A 19,372-nucleotide genomic window follows, 5' to 3' on the forward strand; every position below is an offset into this window, starting at 1 on the left:
GTTCGAGCCGCCCAAGACCGATGCCCTGGGCGGCTCGAACGATAGATAGCAGGGGGCATGCCCCCGGCGATAGGCCGCGGCAGAGGCCAAACCTAGGCGGCGTGACCTAGGCGGCGTGCGGCATCGCCTGCGGGTACTCGATCTCAGCGCGGGCCGGGGCGATCGCACGCAGGCCGTTGACGATCTGCGTCAGCCAGCCGGTGCGGAGGCTCAGCACAAAAACGCTCCAGGCGGCCAGGTGCACCGCCAGGCCGGCCATGTAGTTCAGCGTAATCGGCATCAGGATGCCGCCCGCCATCAGCGTCAGCGGCGTGGTCAGCAGGTGTTGGGCGGCCCACACCGGGTAGGTGTCACTCGGGGTGTGACCGTGGCCATTCGCCAGCGTTAGGGTGAGCATGAGCATCAGCGTGAAGGTGCCGATGGCGGGGAGGAAGATGGACCAGAACGTGCGGCGGGTGGGAAGGTCCGCAACGGGCGCATCTTGGGCGGGGGCGCTGCTAGAGCGCGAGAACTTCTTCAGCATGGGACAGTACAGCCTTTGAGAAATCGCCTGTAGTTCGGCCAGGTAGGATTGGCCAGGTGGGACCCTCGTTATTGCGTGGTATCGGCGATCGTGCAATGTCGTTTCCGGCGAGAAAAATCATTCTTTTGCAGCGCGGCCGGAAAACCTGGCAAACCTGAGCGAGTAGATCGTTAGCGCCCCATGCGTGCATGAGGAAGACCGAGCCCCCCAGCGGAGGGATTCGCGGTATGATGGGCGGTCTCGGGCGCCGCCGGGCGGGTGGCTGGCCGCGCGCCGCAGGTTCCCCCTAGCTGACCAGAGAAAGTCGCGTCGTATGAGCATCCAGTGGTTCCCCGGCCACATGCACCAGGCCCAGGAGCAGATCCGCGCGGTGCTGCCACGGATCGACGTGATCATCGAGCTGCTTGACGCGCGGATCCCGTTCAGCAGCGAGAACCCGATGCTCGCCGAGCTCCGCGGCAAGAAGCCGTGCCTCAAGGTGCTCAGCAAGTCCGACCTGGCCGACCCGGTCCAGACCGCCGCCTGGCAGGCGCACTTCGAACGCGAGACGGGCGTCCGCGCCCGGCCGATCTCGACCAAGCAGGCCGGCACGATCGCGCGGCTCACCGAGGTCTGCCAGAAGATGGCGCCCGCCCGGTCGAGCGTCAACAAGCCGGTCCGCACGATGATCGCCGGCGTGCCGAACGTCGGCAAGTCGACGCTGATCAACATCCTGGCGGGCCGCAAGGTGGCCAAGGTCGGCAACGAGCCCGCCATCACCAAGAGCCAGAAGGAAGTGGACGTCGGCCGCGGCGTGGTGGTGCTCGACACGCCCGGCATCCTCTGGCCGCGGATCGAGAGCAAGCACAGCGGCTTCCGCCTGGCCGCCACCGGCGCTGTCAAAGAGAGCGCGCTAGAGTACGAGGACGTGGCGTTCTACATCTGCGGTTACCTGCTCGACCACTACTACGAGGGCCTGGCCAGTCGCTACAACCTCGAAGAGAAGCCCGCCGGCGCGGTCGCGCTGCTCGACGCAGTCGGCAAGCGGACCGGCTGCCTGCGGAAGGGGGGCGTGGTCGACTACGAACGCGCGTCCAAGGCGTTTATCACCGACCTCCGCAACGGCGCCCTCGGACCGCTCACCCTCGAGACCCCCGAGATGGCGATCCGCGAGAGCGGCGAGGAGTAGGCTCGCCGCGTCCGGCCGTGCGTTGGGCAACGCCCAACCTCACCGTAGCCTAGGGCATCGCCCTAGGCAGGTTGGCGGCGCCACCCCATTGGCTGAAGGCCAACCCCACCCCGGCGCCGCGTGTTGGGTTTAGAATGATGATTGCTGGCTGACCGTGACCTAGGGCGATGCCCTAGGCTACGGTGAGAATGTCCGTTGGCCATTGGATCTTGTTGGGGCGAGCAACGCTGCAAGGCCGCGGCATTCTTGTCATTGGGAGGAGTGTCATGCGTAGCCGCACATCGATCGCTATCTTTGCGTTGCTCATCGCGTCGACCGCCGTTGCCGATGACGCGCCCGCCCCCATCGAGCCCCCCACCGCGGAGCTCCGAGCGGCGTTCTCGCTCGCCCCGCACTACCAAAAGGCGGTCGTCGTCGAGGGGTTCCCGATCGTCGCCTCGGCCAAGGTCTCTGACGCCGCCCTCCACGAGGCCGCGCACACCGTCTGCCAGATGCTCGGTAGCCGGCCCGACATCCTCAAGAAGCTCGCCGAGAACCGCATCCGCCTGGCCGTGATGGCCGCCAGCGAGGTCACGACCGACCTGCCCGAGCACTCCGACCTGACGCCCGCCAGCTACTGGAACCGCCGCGCTCGGGGCCTCGGCGCGACCCGCCAGCGGCCCGCCGTGTCCTGCGGCGAGGAGAACCTGCTGCACCTGGCCGGCGACCCCTACCGCACCGAGTCGATCCTGGTGCACGAGTTCGCCCACGCGATCCACCAAATGGCGGTCAACGACCTCGACCCCACCTTCGACAACCGCCTGCAGGCGGCCTATCGCGCGTCGCTCGACAACGGCCTCTGGAAGGGGATGTACGCCGCCGAGAACAAGGACGAGTACTTCGCCGAGGCGGTGCAGTCGTGGTTCGACACCAACCGCGAGAACGACAGTGTGCACAACCACGTCAACACCCGCGCGGAGCTCAGCGAGTACGACCCGGCCGCGGCCGCGCTGGTGCGCGAGGTGTTCGGCGACAGCCAGTGGCGCTACGTCCGCGCCGACGAGCCCCACCTGAAGGGCTTTGACCGCGCGGGCCGCAGGTTCACCGCCTGGCGTTCGGGGGAGTAGAAGAGTAGGCCGGAACAAGCGATAACGCCGTTCCGGCAGACCGACCTGCAAGCGCCGGAACCGCGCTGGGCTTGTTCCGGCCTACAGGCTTAGGCCGGCGTGGGCCGGTGTCGGATGAGCCTGGCGCCCAATCCGACCACTACGAGCATGGCCAGCAAGTTTCCCGGCTCGGGCACGCTCGCCGCGGCAGGCGTCGACAGGCCGGCGCCGTAATTGGCCCGCCAGGCTACGAGCTGCGCCGCGCCGATCGGTTCGCCGCTCGGGTCGTTGGGGAGCGTGCCGGCCGGGGCGTCGCGGTTGTCGCGCCAGACGGAGTAGTCGGCCGCGTCGACGACGCCGTCGGCGTTGTAATCGCCCGGGAGCGGCGCGACCAGCGCGAGGGTTAGCTTCGCGTCGGGGGAGAACTGAAATGGCGCTTGGCCATCGGCGTTCAGATCAAAGCTGAAGTGAGTCCCATCGCTCAGTATCCCCGACAAATTGACGTTGCGCTTAGAAAGCAAGAAGGGCAAATCGGGAGTTAGTCCCGGCAGGGGCTCGCCGTTAACCAGGAACGCGAGTCCCGTGACATTGATCTCGCTCCTGGCGGCTGGAAAGAAAGCACTCGAGATTTGCCCCCCGCTGATGTTAACGGTGCTGCCTGGTTGGGCGAAAAAGAACTGCTCAACAACACCCCCGCTGACATTGATAATACTGTCCTCGTAGGCCTGAAAGACTTCGCTTATGCGTCCTGATCGGAGGTTGATGGTGCTGCCGATGGCTTCGCTAGTTTTCCCGAGCGTTCCCCCATCGATATCAAGCGAAGCGTCAACGATAGCGAAGTTGCGATTGAGAACCCCACCCGTACCAAGGGTCATTGACTGTCCGGCCCGCAACCCAGAGACCATAGATGGATTCGCCGTGTCCACCAAGATCGGATTGAAGTCGGGCGGTGGCAGGGAGTGCTGGGTAAGCTTTACCCCGGATAAGGCGTCACTGTTTTCGCTGGTGAAGATGAACGGTGAGCCATCGGCGAACACGCCCGTGAATAGGTCGCCGTCAGACAGGCTGATTTCGGTTTCGGTGAAGGCCGTTCCGTTGTGCTTGTATTCTCCGCCGATGAATTCAACGTTGCTTCCTGCACTCGCCATAAATGCGAACCCAAAGTTGCCACCCCTGATCGTGACATTGCTATCGGGTTCGGCCATCAAGCCGAAGACCATGCCGCCGCTGATTTCGATTTCACTGTTGGCTTCTGCAGAAACGTAGGCAGTCTCTCCACCAAATACAGTGACTCGACTATCTTGCATTGCGTAGATGCTTGAACGCATAGCCCCACCGCTGATCTCAACTCGGCTGCCGGAATAAGCGTTGACTCGCGGTCCAGTATCATCAAACATGCTTGTGCCACCGGAAACGAGCAGCTCACTGCCTGCATTGAACGACATAAAGCTGGTGCTGTACTCACCATCGATGAAGTTCACAACACTGCCCGCATTGGCACTAAATGTACGGCTGAGGCGACCGCCGTACAGGTTAACTTCGATATTCGTGCTAGTGCCGTCAGGCGATCCCGCTACAAAGTGGACCGGCATTCGGCCGAGTTCGGCCACGTTCAGCTGCGTCGATGAGCCAAGCGAGCTCGGCACGTTTGCAGGCGGCGCATTAATCACGGTGTCGAATTGCGCGGAGGCCGGCGCCGCGCAGCACAAGCAAACAACCACGACGGCCGCAAGCCTTGTGCGTGTGGCGGCGAGAACTTCCGACCAGCGATAGGAGCGTCTTGGTTGCATCAGTTGCCGGGATCGTCGGGCCAGTTCATCGCGATTCAAGGCCAGCGAGAGAAATGCCTAGCTTGCCATTATAGGCAGCCGGTGAGAATCGCCGCAGGCGAATATTGGCTTGGGCTTCTCGTGGGTCCGGCGCCGTAGGTACGCTCGCCATCGTCACGGCCGGTCGACCACCATCACCGACGGCGTGATCGCCTTGTCCGCCGGCAGCCGCAGCCGCACGACGCCGCCGCTCGGCCGCTTGGTCTCCTCGCGTCCGGTGGTGCCGACCACCACGATCTCGTCATTGACCACGGGGATCTCGACCTCCGCGGCCTCGCCGCCGGGCAGCGCCCACGCGACCCACACGCGTCCGCTGTGGTGGCCGTCATCGGGTGGAGGACCGTCGTGCGCAGGATCATCGTGCACGAACACAGCCGCTTGGCCGGCGATTAGCCGCGCCTCGTCTGTGGCGTTGCGCATGGGAGTTGGCGCCGGCAGGTGTCTCACGTACAGGCGGACGGCCGTTTGCTCGGCCTGCGATGCGTCCATCACGCACACCTTGTCGACCCCCGCCGCGAACGCGCGGGTGAAAAACTGCCACCGCCAGTCGGCCCGCCGGCGGGCGGAGGTGACGCCCAGGAAGTCGTAGTTCCCCTCGGTGTGCCAGTACTCCCGCGGCGGGGCGGCGCCGGCGCGCTCGGCCCACGCGTCGTAGAGCGGACGCTGCTCGGCGTAGACGGTCTCGATGGTCCGCGGCGTGCCGGTCACGAACGAGTCCATCCCCTCGTACACGTGGAAGCTGGCCGCGTTGATCGCCGGGCCGATCGAGTAGGCCTGCCCAGTGGTGCGGTAGTCAGGCGAGCCGTGCAGCGCGCCCGCGTCGAGCGTCTGGCGGATCCACTCGTTCGCGTGCCCGCCGCCGGCGCAGCCCGGCGCCACGATCACCGCCGCGGGGTCGTGCCGGCGGATCGACTGGCTCACGAGCGTGACGAACTCGGCGTAGTCGCCCGCCTGGCCGGACCAGCTGGTGCGGTACGACTCCGGCTCGTTGTCCAGCTCCCACGCCCGCACGCCGTAGTCGGCGCCCCAGCCCTGCTGGGAAGCGAGCACGCCGCCGGGCGCGTACCGCTGGGCCAACCGCCCCGCGAAGTCGGCCGCCGCCTGCATGTCCTTGGGCGCCGACTTGCCCGGCTCGCGCCGGCCTGCCCACGCCGGCGGCCCGCCCGCGTTGCCGCCCACCACCGGCGCCTGCATCAGGATGTTGAGCCCACGTTGGTGGGCCGCCACCACGAACGCGTCGAGCCGCCGCCAGGCCTCGGGCGGGCTCGTCAGATCCGTCACCGGCCCGTCGGGCTCCAGCTTGTTCCAGTACACGCACATGAAAGTCCACCGCAGACCCATCGCGGCTTCCTTGTCGAGCGCGTCGGTCTTCGACCCGCCAAACATGGCCCCGCCCGAGCCGTTCCAGCTGCCGGTGTGGCCGAGGTAGGGCGACTCGAAGCCGTCGAGCCCACCCCCGAGCGGCGCGCTGACGGTTGCATCCGCCACATCGCCGTCCGGCAGAGCGTCCGCAACGACCGGCGTGCCGTTCAGGTACACGCCCAGCCACGTGATCAGACCTGCGATCAGGCAGAGCACCGCGACGCCCAGGAAGCAGCCGAGCCGGACAAGGCGGCGGAACCACGATCGCTTGCGGGGTGGGGGAGCGTTCATGATTCGGTAGCGGCCGCAGCGATGGATAACGCGGGCCGAAACCGCGCTGCGCTTGTTCCGGCCTGCGATCGCTCTATGCGTTGAGCGACTTCACAAACTCCGTCAGCACCAGGTTTACCGCGTCCGGCTGCTCGACCGGGGCCATGTGGCCCGCGGCGGGGATCACGACCAGGCCGGCGTTGGGGATCGCGTTGACCACACGCTGCACCTCCTCGGGCTGACTGAGCTGGTCCTCGGCGCCGACGATCGCCATCGTCGGGACGTTGATGCCCGCCAGGTCGGGCGTCGAGTCGGGACGCTCGGCCATGCCCCGCTGCGCGGCGGCGATCGCCAGCGGGTTGGTCGCGCTGATCACCTCGCGGGTGCGGGCGACCATCGGGTGCAGGGCGTCGAGGCTGCTCTCGGCGAATAGCTTGGGGATCATCGCCTCGGCGACCTTCTCGGCGCCCCACTCCTGGACGTGGTTGGCCATCTTGAGCCGCATCTTGCGGGCGTCGTCGGCATCGTCCGAAGCACGCGTGTCGACCAGCACCAACGCCCGGAGTTTGTCGCGGTGGTTCTTGACGAACTGCCAGCCGATGTAGCCCCCCATCGAGAACCCAGCGTAGACCACCGGCTCGTCGACCCCGAGCGCGTCGAGCAGCGCGGCGAGGTCGTCGGCGTACTGCTGCATCGTGATCTTGGGCGGGTCGCCCGCGTCGGCGAGCTCGGTGGCGCCGTACCCGCGTAGGTCGGGCGCGATCACGCGGCAGTGCTCGGCCAGGACCTCGACCTGCGCGTCCCACATGGTGTGGTCGAGGGGGAATCCGTGCACCAGCAGCACCGGGATGCCGGCGCCCTCCGTGCGGACGTGCATCGCGATGTCGTTGACAGGGATGGTCTGGGTGTTGGGCATAGTGCTGGTGTTCGCTTATCCCCCTCCCCCTTGGGGGGAGGGGTTAGGGGAGGGGGTACGGTGTCTGTCTGAATACGTATGCCTGTACTCTCAACCAGGTTCTCGCTGTTGAACGCGTTCTCTGATTTGCGGCCCGACCCCCTCCCACCCGTTCCCCTGGCAATACGGGCTCCCCCCAAAGGGGAGGGAGACACGCGCTCGCTGCTGCGCAGCTTGCGCTGTGAATGGGCCGCGCGTTACTGCTTCTGCTTCGACAGCTCTTGCTCGAAGAACTCGAGCTGGCGCTGCATCACCTTGTATTGGGGCGAGAGCTCGACGGCGCGGCGCTGCGTTTCGACCGCTTTTTCAAGGTCGCCGGCGGCGTAGTAGCAGCGGCCGAGGGTGTCGAGGTACCCAGGGTTCTGCTTGCTGATCTCGAGTGAACGCAGCGAGTAACGGACCGCCTTGTCGAAGTCGCCCTCGGTGTTGGCGATCAGCCACGCCCACTGGTTGTACGGCTGCGAGTTGCTGGGGTCCTGGTCGATCTGCTCCTCGAGCGCGTCGGCCAGCGTGTGGATGTGCTCGACCGTGACCGTGCGGTACTCCTCGCCCGGCCGCGAAGCGCGGTGCATCGCGATTGGGATGTCGGCGTTGGTCGGGTCGTGCCCGAAGGCCTCGAGCAGGGCGGCCCGCTCGGCGGACGCCTCGCCGGCGTCCCGGTGGGCGAGGGCGCGGTAGTAGGCCTCGTACGCACTCAGCTCGGCGAGCGGGCGGAAGTAGTTGCTGCGGTTTTCGGTGAGCTGCTGGTACTGGTTCTGGTTCTCCTCGTTGAGTTGGATCTCGGCGAGCAGCGACTTCAGCACCGCGGCGGCCTCGACCGGCTGGTTGTCGTCCTGCAGCAGGTCGGAAAGCAGCCACGCGGCGTAGGCCCCGTCGGCCGAGAGCAGGCCGGACTCCTCGATCGCCGCCCGCAGCTCGCGCTCCGCCCAGTCGATTTGTCCCTCCTGGCGGAGCCGGTCGCCGGCGATTACCCGGCCGTCGAACAGTGGCCGCTGGCGGCCCTGGTTGTCGCGTGGCTGAGGGCCGACCGCGAACGCCTGGTCGGCCAGCTGTTGGGCCTCCTGCTCGCGGCCCTGCTTGCGGCGCGCGCCGGCCGCCAGGTACAGGCCGGGCTGAGTCTCGAGGTAGGGCATGACGGGCCGCCCGGTCAGCACGCTGTCGACCGTGGCGTCGGCGCCGGCCTGGTCCATCCAGTCGAACGCCCGCTGGAGGACGCCCGCGGCGGCCGACGCGTTCTCTGCGGCGAGCCAGCGGGCGGTCGCCGCGGCGGCCTGCTGCTTGCCCGCTTGCAGCTCGACCCGCAGCAGGTTCCAGTAGAGCGAGTCGAGCACGTTCGGCTCGACATCCGACTGGCCGGCCTCGATCCGCGACTGCAGGGTCGCCAGCTCGCGGCGCCAGGCGTCGGCCGCCTCGGCGGGTTGGTCGGCCTGGTCGACGAACCGCTGCAGCCAGCGCGTCGCCTGGCGGGTGCTCGGGCCGTAGTCCTGGGTGAGCTCGTCGAGCACGAGCCGCAGCCGCCGCCGCGCATCCTCCGGCACGCGGTACTGCTGACCGGTCAGGCTGTCGGCCTCGGTAGCCGAGAGGTACATCGCCAACGCCGCCCCCTTGGCCGCGACCCGCTCGGAGAGGTCGAAGCGGGCGACCCGGCAGAGCGGCGCCAGCCCTTCACGCTGGCCAAGCCCACCGAGCTCGGCCACGGTGTCGGCCCGCTCGTCGACGTCCAACCGGCCGTAGTCTTCCAGCGAGTCGCGGACGCGGGCCGAGTCGCCCGGCTGCGACCAGTAGATGGTCATCTCCGAGAGCAGCCGCTCGGCGGTCGAGGCGATCTCCAGGTCCTCGTTCTCGCGGGCGGCGTACAACACGTCGAACGCGGCGAGACCGATGTCCGCCAGGTCCCGCTGCGCGGCGCGGCGCTCGGCGTACTGCTCGCTGCCGAGCTGCTTGATCAACCCCGGCGCCCGCTGCTGCAGCTCGACCGGCGTGGGGTCGGCGAGCGTGGGACTGCTCGGAGAGAGAGCCAGGAAGAGGGCGACCAGCGTGGCGACGCTGAGCTTAGGCATAAGGGCCTCTGCGAATCCCCCTCCCCCACGGGGGGAGGGGTTAGGGGAGGGGGTACGGTTTCTAGCGGTGAGCGTGTGCCTGTACTTGCGTCTTGGCGTCGCGGGATTGTCTAGCTGTTGAACGCGTCCTCTGATTTGCGGCCGTGCCCCCTCCCTCCCGTTTACCAGACAGTACGGGCTCCCCCCGTGGGGGAGGGAGATTCGGGCTCGCTGCTGCGCAGCTTGCTCTGTTGGCCGCGCCGCCTACTCCCCGCGGCGTTCCATCGCCTCGATGTAGCGCCGCAGCCGCTCGACCTCGTCGGTGACGCTGCTGAGCTTGAGCATGTTCTCGACCCGCTTCAAAAGCTCGAACTTGTTCACGGGCTTCGACAGGAAGTCGTCGGTGCCGGCCTCGACGGCGCGCTCGATGTCGCCCAGCTCGTTGAGCGCGGTGACCATCAGGATCATCACGCCGGAGGTGGCCGGGTCGGACTTGAGCCGCTGGCAGACCTCGAACCCGCTCAGCTTGGGCATCATCACGTCCAAGAGCAGCAGGTTCGGCTTGAACGCCGCCACCTTGTCGAGCGTGTCCTGCCCGTCGACGGCGATCTCGGTCTCGATGTCCAGGCCAGCGAGGTACGCCTCGAGGAGCTCGACGTTGGGCTCGTTGTCGTCGGCAATCAGGACGCGGGGTTTTTCGGTATCAGCCATGGAGACGTTTGATTTATCGCTGAGGCTATGGGCCGTGAAGTTTTGATTTAACCACAAAGGACACAAAGGTCACGAAGACTGATGTTGAACTTGATGGTCGGTCTGCTGAACGACGGATGTTCCCTCTGGAAGCCCACCCCAACTTTGACCGGCCCAGCGCCAAAGCTCATCAAGTTGAACCTCTTCTGGCGGACCAGAGTCGGGCGGCTCCGCAAGGCCCTGGGCGGAGTAAAGCAAGTTCATCGTGCGAATCTGCGCCGTTACGATCCCGTTATCAATCTTGTCGGTGGAAAGCTCAAGCACATCTCGCCGAATATCGCGAGCAATAACCGCGGTACCGTCTTGCCTTCTTGAAACACACGCCGACGTCGCCAGGTGCGGAGGTCGGCAAGTAATTGTTTCAATGCGAACACGGTAGAGGCATCACCGCGCTGCTTCGTGTCCTTTGTGCCCTTCGTGGTCGATCTGTCTTTGGTGGCTTTGTGGTGAATCCCATCCTGTCCGGCTAGCTCATCACAGCCGTTTCGTCCGCCGCCAGCGCGGCGGCCGGCACGGGGAACTCCTTGCAGAGCGACTTGACCTGCTGGCGAATGTTCTCGTGCGCCGCGGCGTCGTCGGCTTTTTGCAGGGCCTCGACGATCCAGCCGCCGATGGTCTTCATCTCGGCCTGGCCCATGCCGCGGGTGGTCAGCGCCGGCGTGCCGATGCGGATGCCGGACGGGTCCATCGGCTTCCGCTCGTCGAACGGGATCATGTTCATGTTGACCGTGATGCCGCAGGCGTCCAGCGCGGTCTCGGCGGTCTTGCCGCCGATGCCGAACGGCGTGACGTCGACCAGCATCAGGTGGTTGTCCGTGCCGCCGGAGACCAGCGACAGCCCGCCCGCCAGCAGCGCGTCTGCCAGCGCCTGGGCGTTGTCGATGACGTTCTGGGCGTAGGTCTTGAACTCGGGCTTGAGGGCCTCGCCGAAGCAGACCGCCTTGCCGGCGATCACATGCATCAGCGGGCCGCCCTGGGTGCCGGGGAACACGCGGCTGTTGAGGACCTTGGCGAAGTCCTTCTTCGCGAGGATCAAACCGCCGCGGGGGCCGCGGAGCGTCTTGTGGGTGGTGGTGGTCACCACGTCGGCGACCTCGACCGGGTTGTTGTGCAGCCCGGCGGCGACCAGCCCGGCGTAGTGGGCCATGTCCACCATCAGCTTGGCGCCCACCTCGTCGGCGATCTCCTTGAACTTCGGGTGGTCCATCTCGCGCGGGTACGCGCTGGCGCCGGCGATGATCAGCTTCGGCTTGTGCTCGCGGGCCAGCTTGGCGACCTGGTCGAAGTCGATGCGGCAGTCTTCCTTGCGGGTCTGGTAGCCGTGGAAGTCGTACAGCATGCCGCTGATGTTCAGCTTCATGCCGTGCGTCAGGTGGCCGCCGTGCGCCAGGTCGAGGCCCAGCACGCAGTCGCCCGGCTCGAGCAGGGCGAGGAACACGGCCGTGTTGGCCTGGGCTCCCGAGTGCGGCTGCACGTTGGCGAAAATATCTTTGCCGACGGGGGCCCCGAACAGCTCCTTGGCCCGGTTGCGGGCCAGGTCCTCGACCACGTCGACGTGCTCGCAGCCGCCGTAGTAGCGGCGGCCCGGGTACCCCTCGGCGTACTTGTTGGTCAGCACGCTGCCGGCCGCCTGCATCACGGCGGGGCTCGTGTAGTTCTCGCTGGCGATCATCTCCAGGCCGTCCTGCTGGCGCTCGATCTCGCTGGCGATGGCTGCCCAAACGTCGGGGTCGTTGGCTTCGATAAAGTTCATTTGTGAGGGGAACGGGGTCAGGGGGCCTGTGAGGTAGCGGTGGGGGAGTCCCTGTATTGTCGAAGTGTGCCCGGGGGGTGTCAATCGGCGGAATCACCGGCCGTTGCCACCGTGACGCGGAGTTCCCCGCTATTGTCGGCCAGCTTGGCCGGCGAGTCGTTCACCCGCAGGTAGAGCGTGCCGGAGTAGGGCGCCCGGAAGGTCGACGCGGCGCCGAGTGGCACGGGGGCGAAGAAGCCGCCGGTGGCGGTCGCAGATACCTTCTGGCCCGCCGCGTCGCGGGGGTCGATCGCTGCGAGCAGCACGCCGAGCGGGCGGCCGTTGTGGTAGTCGAGGCTGATGCCGCCGGCGGTGCTCTCGACCGGTTGGCCCTCGGGCCCTTTGGTGGGCTCGACGGCGATCGTGAACTTGCCCTCGGCGGTGAGTTGGTACTGCTGGCCGGCTTCGAGGAGGATTCCGGTGGACTGCCAGCCTTTGTCGGCGGCGATAGACGACCTGGCGGTCGACGCTAGCGGTTTGCCTGGTTGGAAGTCGATAGCTTCGCGCTCGATGTCGTAGCCGTACTGGATCGTGGTGATGAATATCCGCCACTCGAGCGACAGGTCGGACCAGTCATCGGCGTAGGCTGCTTGGAAACGCTCGTTGAAGTCGGGGTCGAGCACGTGGCTCGATAGCTCGCGGAACCGCTCCTGGTAGCGCGGGTGGTGGTCGAGCACGGTCGCCAGCGCGCCGACCCACGCGTACGAGCGGTTGGGCAGGATGCGGCGGTTGTCGATCTTCATCACCGCCGGGATGGAGAACGCCTGCTTCTCGGCGACCGCCTCCTGCAGCAGGCCGACGCGGCCGACCGACCGCGCTTCGGGCCCGTCGGTCAGCACCACGCCGAGCCGCAGCTGGCCGGTCTCGGCGTCCCAGGTGTGCATGCCGAGCAGCTCGGCCATCCCTTCCATGTACCAGCCCGGCCCGCAGCCGCCGAGTTGGGTTGCCATGAAGCTGTGCGTCCCCTCGTGCAGCAGCAGGTCCTGCCGGTAGTACGCCGCGTCCTGCTCCATGACCCACAGCTGGTAGCCCTTGGAGAGCCCATGCGGGAAGCTCTCGCCGCCGTCGGGCAGCAGGCCGCCGGGCCGGAACCGCTCGCGGTCGCCGATCAGGAACCCCTGCACACGCCAGCCGCGGGTCTGCTGCGGGTCGACGCCGAACCGCTCGGACCACAGCGGCACGGCCGCGTCGAACACGCGGGGCAGGGCGTCGACTTCCGGATCGGATGGCAGGTCGGTGATCAGCGTTAGGTGCTCGCCAGCGAGCATGCGGAGGCCCTGGCGCTCGAGCCGCGCGGCGTCGATCGCAGGTGGGGTCGGCCAGCTCGTTTGAGCAAACACCACCATTGGCAACGTCAGCACGGCGACCGCTGCGAGCACCAAGAGCCGGCGGCGTAAGCCGCCGGAGCCGCATGCCAGCACTGCAGCGACCAATCCATTCCGCGACCAACGCAGCCATTGGCCAACGGCCAATCTCACCGTAGCCTGGGGCAACGCCCTAGGTCGTCGAGCTAAAGGGGGTCGATGCATTAAGAACAGTTCCGCCGAGGCGTAGCTCGCCGGCTATGGGTTACTCTCCGAGGAGTTGTTGGAGGCCGCCTCGGAGCAGGCCCCGCACGCCATCGCGGACGAATTCCTTCGACAGGTCGCGCAGCGCCCGCTCGTCGATGTTGGGGCGGCCGAAGGTGCCGCGGACCGGGATCTGTACGCTCTTGCCGCGGAGGCCCTGCAGCAGCGGGCGGACGCCGATCCAGCTGTCCTTGACCGGGATCGTGAGCAAGAGGTCGAGGGATTCGTCGAAGCCGACCGAGCCGGACGACTGCACGCTGACGTCGCCGACGTCGAACTGCAGCCCCTCGTGGAAGACGCGGCCGTTGGCGATGGTGAAGTTGATGGTGCGGTCGCTGATCGACAGCAGCGTCGTGGCGTCGGCGGGCGAGCCGAGCAGGGCGGTCGCGTCGCCGCTCTTGATGAGCGCCTCGACCTGCTTGGCGAGTTGCACCCACTGCACGGTGGTCGGGCCGGGGTTAACGATCACCGACCGCGCGTCGAGCTGTCCCTTGGCCGACAGTTGACTCAGCGGGCTGAGCGGGCCGCCCGCCGACTCGACCCGCAGCGAGAACAGGCCCTGGCTGCGGGTGGCGTCGGCCAGCACCGGCGCGATGTACTTGAGCAGCCGCTCGCTGATCTCGGGCGTAACCTGGACGTTGGTCAGGATCGGCCCGGCCACAACGCCCCACACGGCGGGCGGCGGGTCGAGCCGCGCGGAGAGTTGCCCGGTAAGCGTGCCGCCGCTGACCGCCAGGTTCAGAGGGTCGAGCTTCACCTCGCCGTCGGCCAGCGTGACGCCGAGCGCCCCCTGGCCGATCGGCAGGCCGAACAGGCTGATGGCGGTCCACGGGGCCTCGAGCCGGCCGCGCCAGGCGCGGCTCCACGGCAGCGGCGCCTGCGGCCCTGTCGGCTGGGGGGTGGGGGCGGTGCGGGTCAGGCTGAACCGCCCCTGGTGCTTGCCGCTAACCCGGACCTCGGGGCCGACGTACCCGGCGATCACCGGAGCGAGGGCGGTGAGGTCGTAGTCGACCGTGCCGTTCAGCTGGGTCGCGCCGCGCTGTGCGCCGCCGCTCGCCTGGACCTGCAGTGTGTTGGAGGTGACCGTGGCCGACTCGATGGTGAGCTGCTCGGTCGCCGCGGCGTAGGCGGCGGTCGCCTTGACCGCGAGCTGCGGCTCTTCCAGCAGCCGCCGCTTGGTGGCGGCGTCGAGGAACGCGATGTTGGTCCCCGCGCCCTGCAACACGGCCCGCAGCGTGCCGTCGGTCTGCGAAAACTCAACCGCGCCCTGCACCTGGCCAACCGCCTGCGGCCGGTCGCTGGCGGCGAACCAGTTGTTGAGCCGGGCGAGGTCGGCCCGCAGGGCTAGCTTGCCCGACGCGGCCGGCTGGCCGGCGGCGGCGGTCGCGCGGACCCCCTGCGAGGCGACCGACAGGGTCGAGGTCACGAGCTCTCCCTGGCGGGACTCCAGCGTGCTGGTTGCGCTGTCCCACACAAAGTCGCCCTTGGCTGTGGCCCGCGGCTCGCGGACCGCCAGGCCGAGGCCGTCGACCGCCAGCTGGTTGATCGCGGCGTCCAGGCCCGACAGCTGGAGCACGCCGCCGCCGAGGCGCGCGTCGGTCTTCAGGTTGATGTCGCCGGCCAGGCGGAGGTTGTCGACCAGGACGCCGCCCCCCAGCGGCGCCAGCGCCACCCGCAGGCGGTTCTGCCACGAGGTGAGCCCGCCCTTGAGCTCGACGCCCAGCGCCACCACGGCCGGCGCGTCGAGCGCAACGGGCTCTCTCAGGTCGACGACCAAGAGGTCGCCGCCCGATTGGAGCCCGACCCGCGCCGCCTCGAGCCGCGCGGGCGCGCCTGCTGGGTTGAGCGTCGAGTCGGCCGACGCGCTGGCTTCGAGCTGCTCTTCTTCGAGGTAGACCTCGCCCCGGCGGGCGACCATCACGCCGGTCATGCTGGCGACGAGGGTCGCCTTGCGGTGGGCGGCGTCGGGCGCCTCGACCCGCAGGTCGGCGTTGCCCTTGCCGGCCAGGCGCCAGTTACGGAGGTCGACGAACTGCCCGACCTGCTCGGCGAGCTTGTCGAGGTCGAAGCCGAGGTTGCCCGTCAGGTTGGTCAGGTTGCCGGAGAGGTCGCCCCACAGGAACTCCGACTCGCACCGCAGCGCGTCGACCGTGAACAGCCCCCCGGGGCGGGACGCAACGCCGCGGAGCGTAAACGGCTGCTGCCAGCCGATCCGCTTGCCGGCCGCCTCGGCGACCAGCTCGCTGGCGGTCACCGAGCCGACGACTTTGGTCCCGGCGTTGGTTTCCGTTTCGAGCTGCGCGGTCAGCCGGCCAGAGACCGGCCGCACGTCGTCGCGGAGCGCGACCGCCGCGGGCGCGAGCTGCGCGAGCCGGGCCAGGTCGAGGTCGGCAGCGAGCCGCCCCTCCGGCCAACGCCCTGCCTGCCGCCAGGCGGCGGCGCCCTGCGCGAGCAGGTCCTTCAGCTCGGTGACGCTCATCGCGCCGCGGGCGCGGAGGCTGCCGATGTCGGCCGACACGACGCTCGCGTCGCGGAGCTCGAGCCGGCCGTTCTGAGCGACGAAGGCCCAGGGCGCTTCGACCCGCGAGAGCCGCAGCGTGTCGCCCCCGAGCAGCCGCGACTGCAGCGCGAACTGGTCGATCGCGATCGTGCCCTGGCTGTTGAGGTTGCTGGCCGCCAGTGCGTCGGCCCAGTGCGGCGCACCGGGCGGCGGGGGCGTCCACGACACAAAACCACGGCCGGTCGCCGTGCCGGTCAGCCGGAGCCGCGGGTCGAGTCGCCGCGCGAACGGCTCGGCCGCGTTGAGCGGCGCGGCGGTGAGCTCGAGGTCGAACTGCCGTTGCCCGCTGTTCCCGGCAGCGGGGTCGGCGGCAATCGGCTTGATAACAAAGTTTGCCGGCGGGGCGCCGTCGGCGATCGGCTGGAACTGGTTGAACGCCGAGCCGAGCGTCGCGCTGGCGGCGAGCGTCGACGGCCCGCCGGCGAGATCGACCTGCAGGTTGATCGCCTGGTGGGTCCAGCGGCCGCCGCTCGCCGCCTCGGCGACGTACAGCGTGCCCTGCTCGACCGCGACCGCGCCGAGTTCTCGACCGGCGATCTCGGGCGGCCCGCCCAGCGGCTCGAGGTCATCGCTCGGCGGCTTGGCCCGCTCGATCGCCGCGACCAGGTCCTGCACATTGCTGCCGTCCGGCCGCACGTTGAGGTAGGCGGTCGGCCTGACCAGCAGCACCTTGATCGGCTCGGCGGCCGAGATCAGCCCCACCAGCCCGTGGCTGAGCCGCACCTCCTGGGCCTCGAACACCAGCTCGCCGCGGGCGTCGCGGAGCTCGATCCCTTGAGCGGACATCGGCGACAGCCACCCGCCGCCCGCTGAAGCTAGCGTTAGCGCGCCCGCCTCGGGCGGCAGGGCGCCGGCGACCAGCGACTTCACCAGCGGCGTGCGGACCGCGATGGTCGGCGCGAGCGCGACGAGGATCGCCAGCACGATCGCCAGCCGCAGCAGCGCACGCGGCAGCCGCCGGGTCCGCGGCTGCTGTCGGGTTTTGTCGCGGCGTGGCATCGGCGTGGGGTTCCGGGGTGAGTCGTGGGGAGCGGCGCCCTCGATTCTACCGGGACCGTGCGAAGCCCACCACGCGGGATTCAAGCGTGAGAGAACAGCCTACGGCGGCAGCCGTGGGTTTGACGCCGCGTCAGCCGTGGAACCTCCGGCTTCCGCAGCACGCTAGAGGGGAGGGGCGAGGTCGTTTACAGGTCGAACTTCACCGTGCGGGACAAGTACCGCCACAGGCGTTGGGCTAGCGTCCGGGGCTCGGCGTGGATCTTGGCCTTGCCGGTCAGGCCGACGCGCAACAGCTCGAACGCCTCGCGGGCGTCGTCGGGCATGTTGGGTTGCTTGATCAGCAGCGCGTCGGCCGAGACCTGCGGCGTCATCGGCCGGGGCGTGCCGGAGGGGTCCATCTCGGTCGCGACGTCGCCGCCCGCCAGGCTGGAGAGCCGCGGCGGGGTGGTCTTCATGGTCTTGGTGCTGACCTCGCGGACGCGGCTGACGAAGGTGAAGTCGGTCGACTGCTTGAACAGCAGCTCGACGCGGCGGTCGGCGAGGAGGTCGGTCTCTTCGGACTCGTCGATCACCAAGAGCGCCTCGAGCCGCTCGGGGTCGTAGATCTGGCACAGGTGGGTCGAGATCGGCAGCGTGGCGCCGAGGTTGTCCTCGTCCAGCGGCGTGCCGTGCCAGTCCGAGAGCTGGTACTCGTCGTTCGGCTGGGGTCCCTTGTACGGCGGCGGCAGCACAACGCCGTCGGCCGGGGCGGTGATGACCAGCCGCGCGGCGTCCTTCTGCGTCTGAGCGAGCTGTTCGCGGGCGGCGGCCAGCATCTCGAGCACCTGGCTCCGCTGCTCGGCGGCCTCGGTGCGCGCGAGGCTCATGACGTCGAGGTCGCGGATCTTGGCCTCGTACTTCTGGACCTCGCCGCGGAGCCGCTCGATCTTCAGCCGGATGTCGATGTTGCTGAGCTCGGCGATCTTGTCGCCCGCCCGGACCCGCTGGCCCGGCCTCACGTGGATCGAGCTCAAGAGGCCCTCCGACTCGGTGTAGACGTCGGCCGGGGCGTAGGCCTTCAGCTCGACCGGGGCGTACACCGCCGAGGGGAACGGGATGAGCATCACGCCCGCGATCACCGCCGCCACGACGGCGAAACTGGCCAGCATGCGGAGCTTCTTCACCTTTGCCATCCTCCCGGGAACCTTGAAGTACTTGTAGAGCTTAACCAGCGGCATCACGAGCATGCCGTAGATTGCCATCGTCGCGATCAGCTGCCCCAGCGGCTTCAGGCCGTAGGGCTCGAACACCTTGTTCAGGAAGTAGATAATCGAGAAAACCACCACCCAGCGGTAGATGGTCGACGCCACGGTGTAGGCGGCGAACCAGCCCTGGTTCCGCTTCGGCAGGAACGGGTCCTCCGGCGGCTCGATGCCGAGGCACAGGTGGCCCAGCTTGCGGGTCAGGATCGACTGTGCCTTCTGCCGCATGTTCGGGATTTCCAGCAGGTCGCTGAGGATGTAGTACCCGTCGTACCGCAGCAGCGGGTTGGCGTTGAACATGATCGTGCTGACCGAGCTGACGAACATGATGTTCAGGCAGATCTGGTTGATCGTGCTCGCCGGGTCGGTGAACCACCACACGAACGTGCAGAACGACGCCAGCACCACCTCGACGTACATGCCCGCCGCGCCGATCGCTGCGCGGTGCCACCGGCTCGGCAGCATCCAGCTGTCCGACACGTTGCAGTACAGGCACGGCGTCAGCACCAGGAACATCACGCCCATTTCGTGGCACTCCCCGCCGAAGTGCTTGCACGACAGCCCGTGGCCGAACTCGTGCAGCACCTTGGTGCAGCCGAGCACCACCGCCAGAAGCAGCCAGTTCTTGACCGCGAAGAAGCTCTGGAAGTCGGGCAGCCGCGCGTAGAACACGTCGAACTGCACCAGCACCAGCGTCGATGCCGCCGCCACCAGCAGCAGGCAGAGCACCATCGCCGGCACGCTGAAGAACCACCGCACCGGCGGGAAGCTGTACAGCAGGTTGAGGATCCCCTCGGGGTCGATCCCCTTGAAGCGGATCGACAGGATGTTCGACATCCGGCCGACCATCTCCTTCTTGCGGCGCTCGTCGCGGCGTTTCTTGAGCTGCTCGCCCTGGCCGCCGGCGTTGGCCAGCACCAGCCCGCTGCGGTGCAGCATGCCGATGAACTGCTGCAGCTCCTCCGGCCGGATGGTCTGCGGCGGGAACTCGGCCTCGAAGCGGTCGGCGATCTCCTCCAGGCTCGACTCGCCGTCGAGCATCTGCAGGATCGCGAACTCCTCTTCCTCGAAGCGGAAGTACTGCAGCGCGATCGGGTCCTTCACCACCCAGTAGACGTTCCCCTGGTACTTCTGCCGCTTCGCCTGCAGGTCGGGCCGCACGCGGATCGCGATCGATCGCGACGAGCTGCTGACCAGGCTTTCGGCGAGAGTGGCCATGGAAAGGGGAAGC

12 protein-coding genes are annotated in these 19,372 nt (G+C 68.0%); 2 read left to right on the top strand and 10 right to left on the bottom strand.

Annotated features, from left to right (window positions below; genetic code table 11):
- Positions 1–106 precede the first annotated feature (106 nt).
- Complete coding sequence (locus Pla123a_RS02340) at positions 107–523, bottom strand: hypothetical protein (protein ID WP_146583914.1); 417 nt, start codon at positions 521–523, stop codon at positions 107–109.
- Positions 524–836: 313 nt separating this feature from the next.
- Between Pla123a_RS02340 and ylqF the strand changes: the two genes are divergently transcribed.
- Positions 837–1,691 (top strand): ribosome biogenesis GTPase YlqF, encoded by an 855-nt coding sequence (ylqF, locus tag Pla123a_RS02345; RefSeq protein ID WP_146583915.1) that lies wholly within the window; start codon positions 837–839, stop codon positions 1,689–1,691.
- Between the two features lie 266 nt (positions 1,692–1,957).
- Positions 1,958–2,797 carry a hypothetical protein gene (locus Pla123a_RS02350; RefSeq protein WP_146583916.1) on the top strand — a complete coding sequence of 280 codons (840 nt, stop codon included), beginning with the start codon at positions 1,958–1,960 and terminating at the stop codon, positions 2,795–2,797.
- 89 nt (positions 2,798–2,886) lie between these two features.
- Here the strand turns inward: Pla123a_RS02350 and Pla123a_RS02355 are convergent, their stop codons facing one another.
- The 9 genes from Pla123a_RS02355 to Pla123a_RS02395 form a co-directional block, all read right to left on the bottom strand.
- The gene (locus Pla123a_RS02355) at positions 2,887–4,605 is read right to left on the bottom strand and encodes a hypothetical protein (protein ID WP_146583917.1); all 1,719 of its coding nucleotides are present in this window, start codon (positions 4,603–4,605) and stop codon (positions 2,887–2,889) included.
- 114 nt (positions 4,606–4,719) lie between these two features.
- Positions 4,720–6,258 carry a hypothetical protein gene (locus Pla123a_RS02360; protein ID WP_146583918.1) on the bottom strand — a complete coding sequence of 513 codons (1,539 nt, stop codon included), beginning with the start codon at positions 6,256–6,258 and terminating at the stop codon, positions 4,720–4,722.
- Between the two features lie 73 nt (positions 6,259–6,331).
- Entirely contained in the window at positions 6,332–7,153 is an 822-nt protein-coding gene (locus Pla123a_RS02365; protein WP_146583919.1) for an alpha/beta fold hydrolase, read from the bottom strand.
- 236 nt (positions 7,154–7,389) lie between these two features.
- The gene (locus Pla123a_RS02370) at positions 7,390–9,252 is read right to left on the bottom strand and encodes a hypothetical protein (RefSeq protein WP_146583920.1); all 1,863 of its coding nucleotides are present in this window, start codon (positions 9,250–9,252) and stop codon (positions 7,390–7,392) included.
- Between the two features lie 243 nt (positions 9,253–9,495).
- The gene (locus tag Pla123a_RS02375) at positions 9,496–9,942 is read right to left on the bottom strand and encodes a response regulator (protein WP_146583921.1); all 447 of its coding nucleotides are present in this window, start codon (positions 9,940–9,942) and stop codon (positions 9,496–9,498) included.
- 505 nt (positions 9,943–10,447) lie between these two features.
- Complete coding sequence (locus Pla123a_RS02380; RefSeq protein ID WP_146583922.1) at positions 10,448–11,734, bottom strand: serine hydroxymethyltransferase; 1,287 nt, start codon at positions 11,732–11,734, stop codon at positions 10,448–10,450.
- A gap of 80 nt (positions 11,735–11,814) precedes the next feature.
- Complete coding sequence (locus Pla123a_RS02385; protein ID WP_146583923.1) at positions 11,815–13,194, bottom strand: hypothetical protein; 1,380 nt, start codon at positions 13,192–13,194, stop codon at positions 11,815–11,817.
- Positions 13,195–13,342: 148 nt separating this feature from the next.
- Positions 13,343–16,900: an AsmA-like C-terminal region-containing protein gene (locus Pla123a_RS02390; RefSeq protein ID WP_146583924.1), complete on the bottom strand. Its 3,558-nt coding sequence runs from the start codon at positions 16,898–16,900 to the stop codon at positions 13,343–13,345.
- A gap of 185 nt (positions 16,901–17,085) precedes the next feature.
- Positions 17,086–19,359, bottom strand: coding sequence for an efflux RND transporter periplasmic adaptor subunit (locus tag Pla123a_RS02395; protein ID WP_146583925.1), 2,274 nt, complete (start codon positions 19,357–19,359; stop codon positions 17,086–17,088).
- Between the last annotated feature and the right edge of the window lie 13 nt (positions 19,360–19,372).

This window comes from Posidoniimonas polymericola (genome assembly GCF_007859935.1).
GTDB classification, from domain to species: domain Bacteria; phylum Planctomycetota; class Planctomycetia; order Pirellulales; family Lacipirellulaceae; genus Posidoniimonas; species Posidoniimonas polymericola.

Excerpts from the sequence above, each read along its gene's own strand:
- Pla123a_RS02380 (WP_146583922.1), bottom strand. The coding sequence starts at position 11,734 with ATGAACTTTATCGAAGCCAACGACCCCGACGTTTGGGCAGCCATCGCC.
- Pla123a_RS02340 (WP_146583914.1), bottom strand. The coding sequence starts at position 523 with ATGCTGAAGAAGTTCTCGCGCTCTAGCAGCGCCCCCGCCCAAGATGCG.
- Pla123a_RS02365 (WP_146583919.1), bottom strand. The coding sequence starts at position 7,153 with ATGCCCAACACCCAGACCATCCCTGTCAACGACATCGCGATGCACGTC.
- Pla123a_RS02370 (WP_146583920.1), bottom strand. The coding sequence starts at position 9,252 with ATGCCTAAGCTCAGCGTCGCCACGCTGGTCGCCCTCTTCCTGGCTCTC.
- Pla123a_RS02395 (WP_146583925.1), bottom strand. The coding sequence starts at position 19,359 with ATGGCCACTCTCGCCGAAAGCCTGGTCAGCAGCTCGTCGCGATCGATC.
- ylqF (WP_146583915.1), top strand. The coding sequence starts at position 837 with ATGAGCATCCAGTGGTTCCCCGGCCACATGCACCAGGCCCAGGAGCAG.
- Pla123a_RS02375 (WP_146583921.1), bottom strand. The coding sequence starts at position 9,942 with ATGGCTGATACCGAAAAACCCCGCGTCCTGATTGCCGACGACAACGAG.
- Pla123a_RS02350 (WP_146583916.1), top strand. The coding sequence starts at position 1,958 with ATGCGTAGCCGCACATCGATCGCTATCTTTGCGTTGCTCATCGCGTCG.
- Pla123a_RS02360 (WP_146583918.1), bottom strand. The coding sequence starts at position 6,258 with ATGAACGCTCCCCCACCCCGCAAGCGATCGTGGTTCCGCCGCCTTGTC.
- Pla123a_RS02390 (WP_146583924.1), bottom strand. The coding sequence starts at position 16,900 with ATGCCACGCCGCGACAAAACCCGACAGCAGCCGCGGACCCGGCGGCTG.